General features: G+C 71.2%; 16 protein-coding genes and 1 pseudogene. 11 read left to right on the forward strand and 6 right to left on the reverse strand.

From position 1 onward, the window contains the following. The first annotated feature begins 130 nt into the window (after nt 1-130). A complete protein-coding gene (locus MTF69_RS21490; RefSeq protein ID WP_243336615.1) occupies nt 131-1,006 on the forward strand; it encodes a hypothetical protein in 876 nt (291 codons plus the stop codon). A 163-nt stretch (nt 1,007-1,169) separates the two neighbouring features. Here the strand turns inward: MTF69_RS21490 and MTF69_RS21495 are convergent, their stop codons facing one another. Next, on the reverse strand, nt 1,170-1,454 hold the full coding sequence (locus tag MTF69_RS21495) for a hypothetical protein (protein WP_243336617.1): 285 nt from the start codon (nt 1,452-1,454) through the stop codon (nt 1,170-1,172). A 265-nt stretch (nt 1,455-1,719) separates the two neighbouring features. Between MTF69_RS21495 and MTF69_RS21500 the strand changes: the two genes are divergently transcribed. The 4 genes from MTF69_RS21500 to MTF69_RS21515 all read left to right on the forward strand — a co-directional run bounded on the left by MTF69_RS21500 (nt 1,720) and on the right by MTF69_RS21515 (nt 6,035). Then, the gene (locus tag MTF69_RS21500; protein ID WP_243336620.1) at nt 1,720-2,709 is read left to right on the forward strand and encodes a LuxR family transcriptional regulator; all 990 of its coding nucleotides are present in this window, start codon (nt 1,720-1,722) and stop codon (nt 2,707-2,709) included. Nucleotides 2,710-2,869: 160 nt separating this feature from the next. Beyond that, nucleotides 2,870-3,100, forward strand: coding sequence for a hypothetical protein (locus tag MTF69_RS21505; RefSeq protein WP_243336622.1), 231 nt, complete (start codon nt 2,870-2,872; stop codon nt 3,098-3,100). 157 nt (nt 3,101-3,257) lie between these two features. Further along, nucleotides 3,258-4,553 (forward strand): CHAP domain-containing protein, encoded by a 1,296-nt coding sequence (locus MTF69_RS21510; protein ID WP_243336624.1) that lies wholly within the window; start codon nt 3,258-3,260, stop codon nt 4,551-4,553. Nucleotides 4,554-4,616: 63 nt separating this feature from the next. Further along, a complete protein-coding gene (locus MTF69_RS21515) occupies nt 4,617-6,035 on the forward strand; it encodes a CHAP domain-containing protein (protein WP_243336626.1) in 1,419 nt (472 codons plus the stop codon). Nucleotides 6,036-6,174: 139 nt separating this feature from the next. On the opposite strand, the pseudogene MTF69_RS21520 reads toward MTF69_RS21515, so the two are convergent. Together MTF69_RS21520 and MTF69_RS21525 are read right to left on the reverse strand one after the other, a co-directional pair. After that, nucleotides 6,175-7,043, reverse strand: a pseudogene (locus MTF69_RS21520) (IS3 family transposase); the annotation flags it as partial. Between the two features lie 325 nt (nt 7,044-7,368). Further along, on the reverse strand, nt 7,369-8,256 hold the full coding sequence (locus tag MTF69_RS21525) for a ScbA/BarX family gamma-butyrolactone biosynthesis protein (RefSeq protein WP_243336628.1): 888 nt from the start codon (nt 8,254-8,256) through the stop codon (nt 7,369-7,371). Nucleotides 8,257-8,427: 171 nt separating this feature from the next. Between MTF69_RS21525 and MTF69_RS21530 the strand changes: the two genes are divergently transcribed. From MTF69_RS21530 to MTF69_RS21545, 4 genes are all read left to right on the forward strand, one after another. Then, nucleotides 8,428-9,063: a ScbR family autoregulator-binding transcription factor gene (locus MTF69_RS21530; protein WP_243336699.1), complete on the forward strand. Its 636-nt coding sequence runs from the start codon at nt 8,428-8,430 to the stop codon at nt 9,061-9,063. Further along, nucleotides 9,063-9,932 (forward strand): NAD(P)H-binding protein, encoded by an 870-nt coding sequence (locus tag MTF69_RS21535; protein ID WP_243336630.1) that lies wholly within the window; start codon nt 9,063-9,065, stop codon nt 9,930-9,932. The genes MTF69_RS21530 and MTF69_RS21535 overlap by 1 nt, the downstream gene beginning before the upstream one ends. Before the next feature lie 125 nt (nt 9,933-10,057). Further along, entirely contained in the window at nt 10,058-10,792 is a 735-nt protein-coding gene (locus MTF69_RS21540) for an SDR family NAD(P)-dependent oxidoreductase (RefSeq protein ID WP_243336701.1), read from the forward strand. 83 nt (nt 10,793-10,875) lie between these two features. Next, on the forward strand, nt 10,876-11,493 hold the full coding sequence (locus tag MTF69_RS21545) for a sigma-70 family RNA polymerase sigma factor (RefSeq protein ID WP_243336632.1): 618 nt from the start codon (nt 10,876-10,878) through the stop codon (nt 11,491-11,493). Between the two features lie 40 nt (nt 11,494-11,533). Here the strand turns inward: MTF69_RS21545 and MTF69_RS21550 are convergent, their stop codons facing one another. Continuing rightward, a complete protein-coding gene (locus MTF69_RS21550; protein WP_243336634.1) occupies nt 11,534-12,145 on the reverse strand; it encodes a ScbR family autoregulator-binding transcription factor in 612 nt (203 codons plus the stop codon). A 363-nt stretch (nt 12,146-12,508) separates the two neighbouring features. Between MTF69_RS21550 and MTF69_RS21555 the strand changes: the two genes are divergently transcribed. Both MTF69_RS21555 and MTF69_RS21560 read left to right on the forward strand, forming a co-directional pair. Beyond that, entirely contained in the window at nt 12,509-13,579 is a 1,071-nt protein-coding gene (locus tag MTF69_RS21555) for a sulfotransferase (RefSeq protein ID WP_243336636.1), read from the forward strand. Between the two features lie 106 nt (nt 13,580-13,685). Then, the gene (locus tag MTF69_RS21560) at nt 13,686-14,144 is read left to right on the forward strand and encodes a MarR family winged helix-turn-helix transcriptional regulator (protein WP_243336638.1); all 459 of its coding nucleotides are present in this window, start codon (nt 13,686-13,688) and stop codon (nt 14,142-14,144) included. A 77-nt stretch (nt 14,145-14,221) separates the two neighbouring features. On the opposite strand, the gene MTF69_RS21565 is transcribed toward MTF69_RS21560, so the two are convergent. Together MTF69_RS21565 and ccrA are read right to left on the reverse strand one after the other, a co-directional pair. Further along, the gene (locus tag MTF69_RS21565) at nt 14,222-15,076 is read right to left on the reverse strand and encodes a 3-hydroxybutyryl-CoA dehydrogenase (RefSeq protein ID WP_243336640.1); all 855 of its coding nucleotides are present in this window, start codon (nt 15,074-15,076) and stop codon (nt 14,222-14,224) included. Between the two features lie 29 nt (nt 15,077-15,105). Beyond that, nucleotides 15,106-16,467, reverse strand: coding sequence for a crotonyl-CoA carboxylase/reductase (gene ccrA / locus MTF69_RS21570; protein WP_243336642.1), 1,362 nt, complete (start codon nt 16,465-16,467; stop codon nt 15,106-15,108). Between the last annotated feature and the right edge of the window lie 32 nt (nt 16,468-16,499).

Genomic DNA, 16,499 nt, shown 5'->3' on the forward strand with positions numbered 1-16,499 from the left:
GGACCATTCCACCCACACAAGATCACTAATTTTCTGTCTGCAGCCAGCAGCCCGAACTCAACGGCCTCCACCGGAAGAGACCACGGCATACGGCTCTCCTTCAGTCACACCAAAGCTCCAAGGAGTCGTCATGCGTACCGCCCTCCGCGCCACCACCACCGCTCTCGCCCTCATCGGCGCGGTGATCGCCGCCCCCGCCACGGCCTTCGCGGCCTCTTCCCCGGCCCAGCAGGCTTCCCCCGCGCGCACCCTGGTGGTCGCCGAGAACTGCGTCCAGAGCAAGGTCATCCCGTCCCTGTTCGCCGGCCTGACGGTCAAGCTGACCAACAGCGCCCACACCGGCGCCAAGGCGCAGCTGCGCGACGAGAGCGGCAAGGTGCTGGGCACGGTCGACCAGTCCAAGCCGGTGGACCTGGCCAGCGGCCTGCGGATCGACGGCGTGCTGTCCACCGCGCCCGTCTTCAAGCAGCGCACCCAGGGCGGCGACATGCCGTGGACCGCCACCGCGTTCCCGAAGCTGCCCAAGGACTGCAACACCGCCGGCAGCCTCTACTCCACGACGAAGTACGGCAGCCTGACCGTCAAGACCTACAAGGCCGGGCCGCAGCTCTTCAGCTCGCACATCGTCGAGAACGGCAAGCGCGTGGGCTTCCTGCACCCGGCGGCCACCGCCTACCAGGACGTCCGCAAGGTCGGCCAGCGCTACGTCCGCCTCACCGCCGACGGCGAGATCCACAGCTGGACCGGTGCCACCACCGTCTCCCCGAAGCTCGGCGTCTACAAGGTCGCGGGCGGCACGAAGGTCCGCCTGGTGAAGAAGGACGGTCTGTACGGCGTCCAGATGACCTCGCACGGCAGCTGGAGCAACTGGACCTACTTCGCCAAGGGCAAGTCCGTGATCCTCCAGGACAACAACACCATCATCGTGCTGAACGCGAACGGCACCCTCTCCAACTTCGTCTACGGCATCGCCCGCCAGACCGCACCGGTCTGGACCAACGCCTGATCATCCGCCGACCGGCCACGGATCCCCGGCCGGTCACCCACCACCCGCACCACCCCGAAGGGGGCCGCTCCGGCAGACACTCTGCCGAGGCGGCCCCCTTCCGGGCTCGGCGGATGCGCGCCCTCGGCGACGCGCGGTCATCACGTGATCGACCGGCCAGGTCCTAGCCGTGGGCGTTCGGGGAGGGCGCCGTGCCCACGGTGTAGCCGAGGGCGTGCAGCGGCCGGCGGACGGCCTCGAGGAGTGCGTGCGCCCGGTCCAGAGCGCGGGCTTCCGTGTCGGCGCGCACGAAGACCACGAGCCCCAGGCCGTACGGGGCCGGCCGCGCGCGCAGGTGTTCCAGGTGGTGGTCCGCCGAGGCGTGGGCCCACAGCAGTTCGTCGAGGATGTGTGCCTCGTTCGCCGTACCGGGGCCGCCGTTCATGCGGAGCAAGGATGCCTGGACCATGCGCATGAGGGTTCCCTTCCGAGGAGCCGACCGGCCGGACACGGTGGTTCCAGCGTGCGCGGCCCCGGGGGTGCTCGGAAGTGCGCACCCCTGGCACCAAGCGGCCTGGCACCTTCCGGAAGGCTCGTACCAACCCGGCCACTTCCGGATGATTACCGGCCGCCGGTGACGACGTTCCTTGTCGCGGCCGCGACCTGCTGAGACCATCGCGCGCAGCGAGCACGCGGGAGCTGCTGCGCAAGCGTCCATCTGGGGGGTTGGGCACGTGCTGGAGATGCTGGGGCTGGAGCCGCACACCGAGAACGTCTACCGGGAACTCCTCACCGATCCCACAGGAGGTGTGGCCGAGATCGGGCTGCGCCTCGCGCTGCCCGAGGCGACCGTACGGGCCTGCCTAGACCAGCTCGCGGACCTGGCCCTCGTCCGCCCCTCCCGCGACGAACCGGGCGCCCTGCGGGCCGTGAGCCCGGAGCGCGGGCTGGAACTGCTGCTGCGCCGCCAGGAAACAGAGCTGCTGCGTAGACAGCGGGAACTGGAGTTGAACAAGGCCGCGGCGGCCCGCGCGGTCGCCGAGTACGCCGACCTGCGCCCGGGGACGGCCGACGGAGACGGGACCGAGCGGCTGGTGGGGCTGGACGCGATCCAGGCGAAGCTGGAGGTGCTCGCCGAGGAGGTCGGCCGGGAGTGTCTCTCGGTGATGCCCGGCGGGGCGCAGTCGCAGGCGAGCCTGGACGCTTCGCGCCCGCTGGACGAACAGGCGCTGCGGCGCGGCATCTCCATGCTGACGCTGTACCAGGACAGCGCCCGGAACGACCCGGCCACCCACGCGTACGCCCAGTGGATGACCCGGGAGGGCGGGATGGTCCGCACCTGCCCGGTACTGCCCCCGCGGCTCCTCCTCTTCGACCGTGAGACCGCCGTCGTCCCCATCGACCCGGCCAACACCCGCCTGGGCGCGCTGTGTACGCGCGAGCCGGGCATCGTGGCCTCACTGGCGGCGCTGTTCGACCAGACCTGGAGCGCCGCCGTACCGCTCGGCGCGGACCGGCCGCAGGAGTCCGCGACCGGACTCACCCCGGCGGAGCGGGAGCTCCTGAAACTGCTGGCCTCGGGCATGACGGACGACATGGCGGGCCGGCGCCTGGGCGTTTCGATGCGGACGGTACGGCGGCAGATGGCCGCCCTCATGGAGCGGCTGGAGGCCAGCAGCCGCTTCGAGGCGGGACTGAAGGCGGCCCAGCGAGGCTGGCTCTGACGCCACCGCCCGGACGTCACCAATAGGTCAGGACGCTTGGTGACACACGCAATCCCTTCTCCGGAGCGGGGCGAGTGAGCAGGATTTGGTTCACCGGGAGGGCGGCGGAAACGCGGCGGTCCGGTCCACGAAACCACTGACTCTCGCTGGGGGAACCGCCATGTCCCGGACCAAGTCCCTGCTCGCCACCGCCGTGCTCTCCCTGCTGATGACAGGCCTCGCCACCACCACGGCGGCAGCGGCGGACGGCACCACCAGCATCGGCTGGGACACGGCCCCGACGGCCCCGGCGGGTGACACCGGCATCGGCTGGGACGTCGCTCCGGCAGCCACCACAGGTGACTCGGGGATCGGCTGGGACACCGCCCCGACGGCCACCACCGCCGCCTGACCTGCCTGACCTGCCTGACCGAGCCGGGGCCGTGCGCAGCCCCCGCAGGCCGTCGGCACCACGCACGTCCCAGCCCCCTCGGCCGCAGGCCCGCCGCCCGCCTCCCGCCGAGCCGCGCACGCCCCTCCCGCGAGGAGCCCCGTCAAGGAGCACAGCCATGCCTTCTTCGCCCTCCACCACCCGCCGCCGCGCCGCCGTCACCGCTCTCGCCGCCCTGACGCTCACGCCGCTGCTCGGGCTGGCCACCGCCGGCACGGCGCACGCAGACTCCACCGCCGTCGCCTCCATAGCCAAGGCCCAGACCGGCAAGGGCTGCTCCTCCTTCTACGGCTGCCCGCACCCCGGCCAGTGGTGCGCCGACTTCGCCCGCTGGGTCTGGAGCCAGGCCGGCGCCACGCCAATGACCGGCATAGACAGCAGGGCGGTCAGCTTCTACCAGTTCGGCAAGAGCAACGGCACGCTCCACTCGACCCCCCAGGTCGGTGACGCCGTCGTCTACGACGCGGACGGCTCCCTCGCCGACGGCGAGGCCGATCACGTCAACCTGGTCGTCGAGGTCTCCGCGGACGGCACCCAGATCAAGACGGTCGGCGGGAACGAGAGCAACTCCGTGCAGGCCCGAAGCTGGTTCAACTGGCGGACCAACTCCAGCCCCGTCGGCGCCGGCCGCGCCCTCGCCTTCGTCGGACCCAAGGGGCTCGGTGCCCCGCCCACCCCCGCACCCACGCAGTCGACGTACCGGGGTGACATACCGATCTCGGGGGACTGGGACGGCCGCGGTCACACCCAGGTGGGTGTGTTCCGCAACTCCGGCGGTGCGAACCAGTTCATCCTGCGCCACGACGACGGCTCGATCTCGGTGATCGCACTCGGAGATCCGGGTGACCAGCCGATCACCGGCGACTGGGATGGCACGGGGCACACCCAGGTAGGTGTGTTCCGCAACTCCGGCGGTGCGAACCAGTTCATCCTGCGCCACGACGACGGCTCGACCTCGGTGATCGCACTCGGAGACGCGGGCGACCAGCCGATCATCGGGGACTGGGAGGGCACCGGCCGCGCCCAGGTGGGCGTGTTCCGCAATACGGGCGGCGCGAACGAGTTCATCATGCGCCATGCCAACGGCTCCTTGAACACCGTCCTGTTGGGCGACCGCGGAGACCAGCCGGTCATCGGCCACTGGGACGGGGGCGCCCGCGATCTCCCGGGCATCTTCCGGCGCAGCTCCTCCGGCGGCGCGAACACCATCGCAGCGCTGCACGCCGACGGCTCCGTGACGCACGCGCAGTACGGCAACCCGGGCGATCTGCCCGTCATCGGTGACTGGAGCGGAGCGGGCCGCAGCAGCTACGGCATCTACCGGCCGGGCAACGCCACCTTCTCGCTGAGCAACAGCTACGCGGGCGCCGCCGACACCTCCTTCATCTACGGCAACGGCGGCACCTGGTCCTGACCGGCGGCCTCGCCACGCCCCCTCCACACCCACACCCCCCATCACGAGCCTTGGAGTCCCGTCATGCCCGTTTCCCCCTCCCCCTCCCCCTCCCCCTCCCGTTCCCGTTCGCGGCGCCGTCCGCTCGCCGCCCTCGCCCTGGTCCTCACCGCCCCGCTCCTCGGCCTGACCGGCGCGGCCTCGGCCGCCGCCGACGGCGGGCAGGTCGCCACGACGGCGAACGCCCAGATCGGCAAGGGCTGCTCCTCCTTCTACGGCTGCCCCCACCCCGGCGCCTGGTGCGCGGACTTCGCCCGCTGGGTGTGGGGACAGGGCGGGGCGCAGACGAGCGGCCTGGGCGGGGCGGCGTACTCCTTCGTCACCTACGGCAGGCAACGCGGCACGATCCACAGCACCCCGCAGGTCGGTGACGCCGTCGTCTACGCCACCGCCGCCAACTGGTCCTCGGGCTGGGCCAACCACGTCAACGTCGTCGTCGCGGTCAGCGGTGACACGATCACCACGATCGGCGGCAACGAGAGCAACAGCGTGAAGAAGACCACCTTCAACTGGCGGACGAACGGCAACCCTGTGAACGCCGGCGCGATACGTGCCTTCGTCGGCGCGGTCTGGACCGCCCCGCCCGCGAACACCAATCCGGCTTCTCTCCCGGCGGGCACCCTGATCAAGGGTCCGGGCAGTGCGACCGTCAAGGTGGTCGTCTCGGGGGCCGGCCTGAGCATCACCGGGGACGACGTGACCCGCGACGGGTACGACCTGTCCACCATCGTCCCGGTGACCGACGCCGCCTTCAACGCGCTGCCCAGCGTCCTGCCGAACGGCTCCGTGCTCATCGACCAGTCCGGCACCGACCGCACCGTCTACGCCAGCACGAGCGGTGTGTCCCTGCCCCTGAACGGCGCGGAGTTCACCGCGTACGGCTACGACACCCGCCCCCTGATGGGCGTCCCCACCTCGTACATCGCGAACACCACCGGCCGCCCGCTGCCGGACCAGAGCCTGGTGAAGGCCCCGGGCGACGCCACGGTGAAGCTCCTCGTCGGCGCGGCGGGCTTCGCCCTGACCATGGACGATGTCAACGCGATGGGCCTCGACCTCGGCCGCACGGTGGAGGTACCGCCCTCCTACTTCACCTCCTTGCCGACCACCCTGGCCAACAAGACCCTGTTCAAGGAGCCCGGCAACGCCACCGTCAAGGTGGCCGCCGGAGGCGCCGGAGCCGCGCTGACGCTGAACGACGTCAACGCCCTCGGCTACGACCTGAGCCAGACCCGCACCATCCCGTCCCACGCCTACTCCGCCATCGGCACCACCCCCGCGGAGGGCACCCTGCTGCTCGCCCCGGGTGACGCCACCGTCTGGCTGATGACCGGTGGCCGCAAGCACGGCCTCACCGGCGCGGAGTGGAACGCGGGCGGCTACCGCGACGCCGACATCGTGCGCGTCCCCGCCGCCTTCCTGGCCGCCCTCCCCACCACCTGACCTGCCGGTCCTCTGACCGACCACCAAGGGCCCTGCCTCACCGGCAGGGCCCTTCTCGACGGTCCATCGGCAGTCAGCTTGTCCCGTTCCATGCAGTCAGCTGGAAGCGAGGTGACCCCCGGAGTGTGGACACAGGGGCTCATGCTGCGGGTTGGAGTCTCTCTGTCTTGTGGTGCTGTTGTTCGAACTCCATCGGGGAGAGGTAGCCCAGCGCGCTGTGCCGGCGTCGGGCGTTGTAGTAGGTGAGCCACTGGAAGATCACCCCGGTGACGTCACCGCCTCGGGTCGCGACCGCGGCCTGGAGCGCGTCGATGACGAGGTCTGCTCGCATGTGTGGGGCCATCGAGTAGCCGAGCACCCGGCGCGATCGGATGTCCAGGACGCAGACGAGGTAGAGCCAGGCGGCTCCGACCTGCACGTATGTGATGTCGCCGCACCACTTCTCGTCCAGGGCGTCAGCGGCGAAGTCCCGCTGGACCAGGTCCGCCACCGGCGGGGCGAGACGGTCCGCGATGGTGGTGCGCTTCTTCTTCCGCAAGTGACGGCCGACGATGCCGTTCTTGCGCATCAGCCTGGCGACCCGCTTGCGGTTCACCGTGTGGCCGAAGCCGCGCAGTTCGGCATGGACGCGCAGCGCGCCGTAATTCCCGCGGTGTTCGGCGTGGATCTCGCGGATCTCGGCGACCAGGACGTCCTCATCAGCCTGCCGTGCGGCTCGAGTTTCCGCGCCGGCGGTCCACCGGTAGTAGCCGGAGCGGGAGACTTCCAGCACCCGGCATATCCGCTTGATGCCAAACCTCTCGGCGTGGGCGGAGACGAAGCCCCAAGCGGCGGTCTTCACTTGATCTCCCGGGCGAAATACGCCGCTGCCCGGCGCAGGATCTCCCGCTCCGACTGCCATTCTTTCTCCGCCCTGGCCAGCCGGGGATTCTCCGCCCGCAGCCGGACCAGCTCGGCCTCCGTGTCCTGCGACGCGCCAGCAGCGGCCGGAGACCTATCGGCGTCACGTATAGGTACTGAGGCCGGCGCCGTTCAACGTGACCTGGTTGCCGCCGCTCGGCGGGCCGGCGTCCGGCTGAGGCGCAACGAGCTGCCTCTGCGCCACTCCGTCCGCGGAACCGGACAGGCTGGAAACCACCCCGCCCGCACAGTGCCCGGGCCCGGCCTCCTCGGCCCGCGCTGCGGAGCGGCCCAACGGCAGGACGCACAGGAACACCGCAGCGAGCAGAAGCCCGTTCCGGCACTGGGCCGAACGCCTGATGTCGCCCACGACCTGACCTGCGCAGTGGTGACCGCCGGCGCACAGACCGCCGACGGTCACCAACCGCGGGGGTCAGTGCCCCATGTGCGGCGCGGAGGTGACGATGGCGGAAGCGACCACGTCCCCGTTCTGGACCGCGCTGAGCCGCACGTCGTTCCGGGTGACGGGCTCGGCCGTGATCCAGCACGGCTGGTCGAGCTCGATGTACCGGTGGAAGGTCGTTTCGAAGTTGACGGGGCAGACGCGTCGCGGTGCGACCACCGCCTGGGTGGCCTGGCCGAAGGCCTCCAGCAGCACCATGCCCGGAATGTGGTCGTGCGGGTGATCGAACAGCACCGTGTTGGACGTGTCGACCCGCAGCTGCCACAGCCCCGGCCGGTCGGTGGCGGCCAGCGTGACATCGCGCTCATCGGTGCGGCCGACCAGCCCCGGCGAGACGGGCGGGGGAGGCGGCAGCGTCCGGGCAAAGGCCCTCCCGGCATCGGCGTATGCGCCGCGCAGCCGGTCGTAGATGACCCCCGGGTGGGTCACGTAGCGGACCTCGGCGGTGCCGACGTGCCTGCCGTCGCGCGACGCCTCCACGTGCGCGGTCAGATGGGTCGTCCCCATCCGGCGCCGGGTGACCTGGGTGTGCGTGATGCGTATGTCGACCGAGGCCGGCTCTCCGGTGGCACGCAGCGCCGCCGACGCCACGGGCGACCTGAAGTACTCCCAGCCCAGCCGGTGGTCGAGCGGTACCCCGAACGCGGTGTGTGACAGCAGGGCCAGGCCCTGGCGGAGGCTTTCGGTGAACAGCAGCGGGCTGTAGGCCCCGGGCTCGGGGCGGTAGAAGGAGTGGTCGGCGGGCCAGCGCACGGTGACGACGTGCTCGGCGTCATCGAGTTCGCGCCAGCCGGTGACCAGGACTTCGGAAGCGTCGACCTTGCGTACGAGGCGCCTGAGCTCGGCGCCCTGCGGCATGGTGTGGTGCGATTGCAGACTTCGGTGAGCAGCAGAATTCATTGGTTTCCCCCCGTGGGACAGCGGTGTTGTCCGTGCCGGGGCGCGGGTCCGGAGACCCGATCCACCCCGCCAGTAAAATAGAGAGTATTCTTTTTTTTGTCGAGCCCAGAGGAGAATCAAGTGACCGAACTGACCGGTAGGCGCAACGTGAAGCAGGAGCGCGCGTTGCGTACGCGCGCGACCCTGGTACGGGCCGCGGCCGAGGTGTTCGCCGAATCCGGGTTCGCCGGAGCCAGCGTCTCGAAGATCGCCGAACGGGCCGGACTGACGCTCGGCGCGATGTACTTCCACTTCAAGAACAAGGAAGCGCTCGCGCGCGAGATCGTCCGCTCCCAACCGGGCCTGGTGGCCCCGCCGCACGATGCGGTGGGGCTGCAGCACGCAGTCGACATCACGCTCACCTGGGCGTACCAGATGCTGGACGACCCGCTGCTGCTCGCGGGCGCGCGCCTGGTGATGGACCAGGAACTGTTCATCACCCCCGAGGAGAACTCGCACACCCAGTGGACCCAACTGCTGGCCCAGGTCTTCTCCGACGCCCTGCAGCGGCGCGAGCTGCGCGCCGGGGTCGACGTGCAGGCACTGTCCCGGCTGGTGGTCAACGCCTGTACCGGCGCCCAGATGCACGCCCAGATGGAGAGCGGACGGCTCGACCTGCCGGAGCGGGTGGAGGAGATGTGGCGGTGCCTGCTCCCCGCGATCGCCACTCCGAGCGGTGCGGCGCTCATCGAGTTCGGGCCCACGCGGGCGAGGACGGCCTCCTGATGCGGGGAACGCCGGCAGCGCCGGACATCGTGGTGATCGGCGCGACCGGCGCCGTGGGGCGGCACGTCGCCCGCCTCCTCCCCGCCGGTACCGGCGTACGCCTGCTGGTCCGGGACGTGGACAAGGCCCGCCGGATGGGGCTGCCGGGAGAGCTCGCTGCGGGTGACTGCCAGGACCGGCCGAGTCTGGAGCGGGCTCTGCGAGGAGCCGACGCGGTCTTCGTGGTGACCGCGAACCCGTTGCGCCCCGCCGACGACGAGAACATCCTGGCCGCCGCGCGGGCCGGCGGCGTACGGCACGCGGTCAAGCTGTCCTGGCTCGCTGTCGCCGACCCGGCCGCGGACGATCTGATCGCCCGCTGGAACCGCGACAGCGAAGAACTCCTGCGGAGCTCGGGGCTCGGCTGGACCGTACTGCGCATGCGCACCCCGATGTCGAACGCCCTGGCCTGGGCCCCGTCGATCCGCGGCGAAGGTGTGGTCCGGGCACTCGGCGGGTCCGCCCGGACCGCCTGCGTGGACCCCCGGGACATCGCCGCCGTGGCCGTCAGGGCGCTGACCGAGACCGGCCACGAAGGGCGCACGTACGCCATGACCGGCCCCGCGCCCATCAGCGCCCGCGAGCAGGTCCAGGAGCTGTCCCGGGTGCTGCGCCGCCCGATCGGCTTCGAGGAGCTCACCACCGATCAGGCGCTCGCCCGATGGCGCGAGCGCCTCCCGGAGCCGATCGCGCAGGCCCTTCTCGAAGCGGCCGCCCGGCGCTCCACCGGTGCGTCGGCACACGGCGAGGGCGACGTCGAGGCCGTCACCGGACGGGCCCCGGCTGCCTTCGCCGCCTGGGCCGCCGACCACGCCGCCGACTTCTGCTGACACGAACCCCTCCGGACGCGGCCGCGCACGGCACGCCGTCCGACCGACCGAGCGAGGTGGAGAGCACCATGATTCCCGCGGACCCCGCAGGGCAGGGGCAGGCGATGCTCCGGAACAAGACGATCATGATCACCGGGGCCTCCAGCGGTATCGGGGCCGCGGCGGCACGTCTCTTCAGCGCCGAGGGCGCGGCGGTCGCGCTGATGGCACGCAGGGAGGACCACCTGCGCCGGGTGTCCGGCGAGATCGAGGCGAACGGCGGGCGGGTCGTGACCATCACCGGGGACGTGACCTCGCCGGCCGACGCCCAGCGGGCCGTGGCCGCGACGGTCGAGGCCTTCGGTGCGCTGGACGGAGCCTTCAACAACGCCGGCTGGGGCGCCCGCGGCACCGACATCCACGAGACCGACGACGCGCTCTACGACCGGATCATGGACGTCAACGTGCGGGGAGTGTGGAACTGTCTGCGGGCGCAGATCCCCGTGATGCTGGAGTCCGGCAACGGCGGCTCGATCGTCAACACCTCCAGTACGGCAGGTGTGTTCGCGACGGGCGCGCTGGCCCCCTACGTCGCGGCCAAGCACGCCGTCCTCGGCCTGACCCGGTCCGCCGCCGCCGAGTACGGCGGCCGCGGCATCCGCGTGAACGCCCTGGTGGTCGGCACGGTACGGACCGAGCTGATGGAGGAAGCACTGCGGGGCAGGCCGGAGGCGGAGAAGTCCGCCGGCTCCCGTGGCATCCAGCGGCGGATGGGAGAGCCCGAGGAGATCGCGCAGGCCGCCGCGTGGCTGATCAGCGACCGCGCCTCCTTCGTCACCGGCGGCGCGGTCCCGGTCGACGGCGGCTGCACAGCCGTCTGACCCCGGGGGTGTGAAGTGGCCAAACCGGGGCGGATGTTCCACGGGCCAAAGAAAACAGAGCGTTTTCTATGTAACCTTGCGTCATGTCGAACCCGGCTCCCACGACCACGGTCCTCGCCGCAGAGACGGACGGGCAGCGCTCGACCCGCTTCGAGCGGGACGCACTCGGCCACCGGACACTGCTGTACGCCCAGGCCGTACGGCTGACCCGCAACTCGGCCGACGCGGAGGACCTGGTCCAGGAGACGTACACGAGGGCGTACCGCAGCTTCCACCAGTTCCGCCCGGGCACCAACCTGCGGGCCTGGCTGCTGCGGATCCTCACCAACGCCTTCCTCACGGACTACCGCAAGCAGCAGGGGCAGCCGCGCTTCGCGGCCGCCTCGGACATCGAGGACTGGCAGCTCGCCGGCGCCGCCTCGCACACGTCCGGAGGGCTGCCGTCGGCGGAGTCCCAGGTCATGGACCGGATCCCGGACCCGGTGGTCAGCGAGGCGCTGCGGGTCATACCCAGCGAATTCCGGACCGTCGTCTACCTTGCGGACGTCGAAGGCCTGCCGTACGAGGAGATCGCCGCCCTCGTCGGCATTCCGAACGGCACCGTCAACTCCCGCCTGCACCGCGGCCGCAGCCGGCTGCGGACCCTCCTCGACGGCCACCTCGGGTACCGGGCCGACAAGGGAGCCGGAGCCGGCCGGTAGGGCCGGTCCGCAGAGCCGGGCGCGCACACCGCGCCCCGGATCAGGGCGCGGGCCGGTCCGTGCCGGAGATGCCCGGCAGAACCGCGTCCCAGATCCGCCCCAGCCGCCGCTCGGCGCAATCCCCCTGCTCGCCGGGCGTGGTGGCGCGGACGCGCGAGTCGGCCTCGGCCCCGGCGACGAGGTAGGCCACCAGGGTGAGGACCGCCCCGGGGTCGCTCCCCGGCCGCAGTTCGCCCTCCGTCTCCGTCGCGCGCGCGAGCAGCCGCTCCACGAGGGGCAGCCAGAGGGAGGACCAGGAGTCCGAGCCGTCGGCGCGCTCGCGTGCGAGGCGTGCCGCGGCCCGCACGGCGGTGTCCTCCTCCAGCAGCCTCGCGATCTCCAGGGTCAGGCAGACCGCGGCCCGCAGCGGCGGCTCCCCGGACGCGGCGGCCCGTTCCACCGCTGCCCGCACGGCGCACTCGCCCTGCGCGTGGACGGCGTCCGCCAGCTCCTCCTTCGACCGGAAGTGGAAGGTCAGGGCGCCCATGGAGAGCCCGGCCGACTGGATGATCCGGGCCAGCGTGGTGGCTTCGTACCCCGCGCGGTCGAACGCCGAGGCGGCCGCCCGTACCAGAGCCTCCCTCGTACGGGTGGCCCTCTCCTGTTTCGCCATGTGCAGTCTCCAGCCTGGTGTTTCCGGCACGAACTCAACTGGAGGCGGGCCGGTCGCCTTCCCGGCGCGCCGGTCGCCGGGGCGAACTGGCGGGTTCCCGACGGTTCCCCGGGCAACTTGGCGTGGAAAACATTGAGAACGTTCTGTATTCTTTTAAACGAGTCGTGGGTCCCGTGGCAGTCGCCGGTGCGCCGAAGCGGGTCCTGCGTGACCGGAAAGGGTGCGGAAGCGGCCTCTCCGGATCGGACGATCAGTGGCTGGGGGAGCGCAGTGAGGGCCAAGGTACTTGCAGGCTTGGAAGATCCGTCGAGGAGCGCGACGCAGGACCCGGGGTTCCGGCGAACACGGCGTGACCCCGAGACCGTGGTGAGCGGACGCGGACGGGTCCGGCCGCTCGACCCGGGCGAGCTGCTCGCCGCCGCGCGAGCCGGCGCCGGGGCGCAGGCCGAGGACTCCGGGTCCTTCCGGTTCCTGCCCGAACTGGAGCTGCTGGTCGAGTCGGTGAACGCCGAGTCCCGGTTGACGGCTTCGGGCCGGGCGGCCGTCCACGACCGGCTCGTGGCGGCGCTGACGCATCAGCGACGGCTGAGCGCCCTGCTGAAGGCCTCCCCGGAGATCTCCTCCACCGCCATCGCCCGGCCCGTGTTCATCGCCGGGCTTCCGGGCAGTGGCGCCTCGCTGCTCCAGAACCTGCTGGTGGAGCATCCGCAGGTGGACTCTCCCGTTCTGTGGGAGCTGCTCGACCCCGCCTCGCCGGGCACCGAATACCGGCACCGGCGCACCCTCATCGAGCGCGCCCGCACCTGCGTGGACCGCTCGCGCGAGTCCGCCCCGAAGCTCAAGCTGGGCCGGCTTCGCGAGGCCACCCGGCCCGGTGGCTGCCACCGGCTGCTGGCCAATGCCTTCCAGAGCCCGATGTTCGGCGTTGGCCTGCGCGTTCCCCGGTACCTGCGCTGGCTGGAGGACAGGGAGCTGACCGAGGCGTACAGCTTCCACCGTGAGCAGCTCCAGGCCGTCACTGCGCGGATTCCCGCCGCCACGCTCCTCCTGCGCGACCCGTTCCACGCCGCCTACGTCGGAGGTCTGCTGCGGGCCTACCCCGACGCGCGGGTGATCCGCGTCCAGCGCGATCTCGCGCAGGTGGCCGACGCCACGGCCGGGCTGTCCGCCACCCTGCGCGCCGCGACGTCGACCGGGGTGGACGCGCGCGAGGTGGGCCGGGAATGGTCCGGGCACCTGGAGCGGCACCTGGCGCGGGCGGACGATGCCGCCGGCGCTCTGGAGCCCGGCCGCCTGCTCGACGTACGCCACGTCGATCTGGTGGCGGACCCGGCGGGCGTGGTGCGCCGGGTCATGGGATTCCTCGAGGTCGAGCCCGTTCCCGCCGTGATGCAGAATGTCCGTGGACTTGCCCGGTCCGCCTACGGAATCTGAGTCGGTCCGGAATCCGAACATCGCCATCCCCGGACCCTTGTAAATGTTTGCGTAAGCATTAATATTGGGTTAATGATGGCGAGGTGACGGGCTCGGGAGAAGAGACATGGCTGCTGTCCAGGGGCGACGCGACAGTGAGGTCGACATCTGGCGTCAGATGGTCGCGCTCACCAACCGGATCGGCAACACGCTCGACCGCAGGCTCCAGCGCGCCCACGGCCTGAGCGTCGCCGAGTACACCGCGCTGACCGTGCTGGCCGAGCGCAAGCGCGCGGGCGGCGTGCGGATGCAGGACCTCGCCGAGGCCGTCGGCCAGAGCCAGTCCACCATGAGCCGTCTGATCGTCCGGCTGGAGAACAGCGACCTGGCCGGCCGGACCATCAGCGCGGAGGACCGCCGGGTCACGTACGCCCAGATCACCGAGACGGGCGAGCGCGTGGTCGCCGAGGCCGTCGACACCTTCAAGAAGGAACTCGGCACCGCCCTGGACGTGGCCTCCTTCGACGAGCGGACCGCCTCGCTGGTGGCCCGCCTCCGGCACAACCCGGCGGCCCCCGCCGAGTGACCCGGTGGTTCCGGGTCCGGCGGGGGCCGCCGGGTCGTGCGGGCCTGACCGGCGAGATCCGAAAGAGACGGCCTGGCTCAGTCGTACGTGTAGAAGCCGCGGCCCGACTTCTTTCCGAGGATCCCGCATTCGACCATGCGCAGCAGGAGCGGCGGCGGCGCGTAGAGCGGCTCCTTGGTCTCCTCGTACATCGCCTCGGCGATGGAGACGGTGGTGTCCAGGCCGATCAGGTCGGCGAGCTTCAGCGGCCCCATCGGGTGTGAACAGCCCAGCTCCATACCCCGGTCGACGACATCGGCGGTGGCCAGGCCGCTGTCGACCATCCGGATCGCCGAGAGCAGGTACGGAAACAGCAGGGCGTTGACCAGGAATCCGGCCCGGTCGGGCGCGCGGATGACGGTCTTGCCCAGTGTCACGGACACGAACTCCTCGGCGCGGGCCGCCGTCCTGGCACTGGTCAGTACCGACTCGACCAGCTCGACCAGCGGCAGCACCGGGACCGGGTTGAAGAAGTGGATCCCGACGACGTGCCCGGGGCGTCCGGTGGCACGGGCCAGCCGGGCCACGGACAGCGAGGAGGTGTTCGTGGCGATGATCGCCTCGTCGTCCTCGAGGACCTTGTCCAGGGTCCGGAACACCTCGAGCTTGGCCGCCTCCTCCTCACGGACGGACTCGATCACCAGCTGGCGGTCGGCCAGCTGACCGAGGTCCGTGGTGAAGTCGATCCGTGCGAGCACCGACTCCCGCTCCTCGTGGGAGATCCGGCCCCTGGCCAGGCCCCGGTCGAGCGAGCGGGTGATGCGGTGCAGTCCTCGCCGCCGGGACTCCTCGGAGCTCACCGCGACCCGCACGTCCAGCCCGGCCTTCGCGGTCAGTTCCGCGAGGCCGGCGCCCATCGTGCCGCAGCCGACGATGCCCACCTTCTTCACCATGCCCGTCCTGCCTTTCTCATTGGCGCCGGTCACCCGGCGAGTGGGGCGGGAGCCGCGCCGCCGCGGGCGCGCAGCGGGCTCAGCCGCTCTTCGCCGATACGGGCCCGCAGACCGGGGTCCGTGATGCCGAGCCCCGCCTCGGGGGCCAGCGCCAGGACGCCGACCTTGCCGGTGTGGCGGTTCAGCTGGACCCGGCGTGCGGCCTCGGCGGTGTCCTTCAGTGCGTGCACCTCGGAGAGGATGGGGGTGAGCATCCCCAGCCGGAACAGCCGGTTGCACTCCCACTGCTCCTGCAGGTTGGCGGCGTGGCTGCCGATGATGCGCTTGAGGTTCATCCACAGGTAGCGGTTGTCGAACGTGTGCTGGTAGCCGGTGCTCGATCCGCACGTGACGACGGCGCCGCCGCGGCGGACGACGAACACGGAGATGCCGAAGGTCGCCTGCCCGATGAAGTCGAAGACGACGTGCGGATCCTCGCCCACACGTTCGCGGATGGCCCGGCCCAGCCGCTTGCCGAGTTCGATGGTCCGCTCGGGGGTCGGTGCCTCGTCGCCGCCGAGACCGATCTCGTTGCGGTTGATGACGACATCGCAGCCCATGCGGCGCAGCAGCTCGGCCTTGGCCTCGGAACCGACCACACCGACCGGGATCCCGCCGGCGTTCTTCACCAGCTGGACCGCGAAGCCGCCGAGGCCGCCCGTCGCGCCCCAGATGAGGACGATGTCCCCCTGCTTGATGCGGGCGCCGCGCTCGCTGACCAGCATCCGGTAGGAGGTGGCGGCGGTGAGCAGGTTGCTCGCCGATTCCTCCCAGGTCAGATGGGCCGGCTTGGCCAGCAGCTGGCTGGCGCGCACGACGGTGTAGTGGGCCAGCCCGCCGAAGTTCGTCTCGTAACCCCAGATCCGCTGCTCGCTGGCCATCATGCCGTCGGCGTGCGCGGCCGGTTCCTGGTCGTCGGTCTGGACGCAGCTGACGACCACGTGGTCGCCGGCCCGCCAGCGGCGCACACCGGCGCCGACGCGGACGATGACGCCCGAGGCGTCCGAACCGAGTACGTGGTACGGCTGGTCGTGGCGGGCGGCCCAGCCGCCCTGCTTCCCCAGCTTGTTCAGGAAGGCGAAGGTCGACACGGGTTCGAAGGTCGCGGACCATACCGTGTTGTAGTTGATCGAGCTCGCCATGACGGCGACCAGCACCTCGTCCGGTGCGATCTCCGGCATGGGCACCCGGCCGAGCTGCAGGGACTTGCGCACGTCCTTGTCGGCGACGCCGCGGAACATGTCCGCGTCCTCGGCCAGGGTGTGGACGGCGAGGTAGTCGCCCGGCAGCGGCGCCGCCTCCAACTGCTCCGGTGAGGCGCCGTTCAGCACTGCCTCGGCAAGGGAATCCATGTCAGTCCTTCGTGGTCGTCGGGGGTTGCCGA

Origin of the sequence: Streptomyces sp. AP-93, from assembly GCF_022808175.1 — a bacterium.
Lineage (GTDB): Bacteria > Actinomycetota > Actinomycetes > Streptomycetales > Streptomycetaceae > Streptomyces.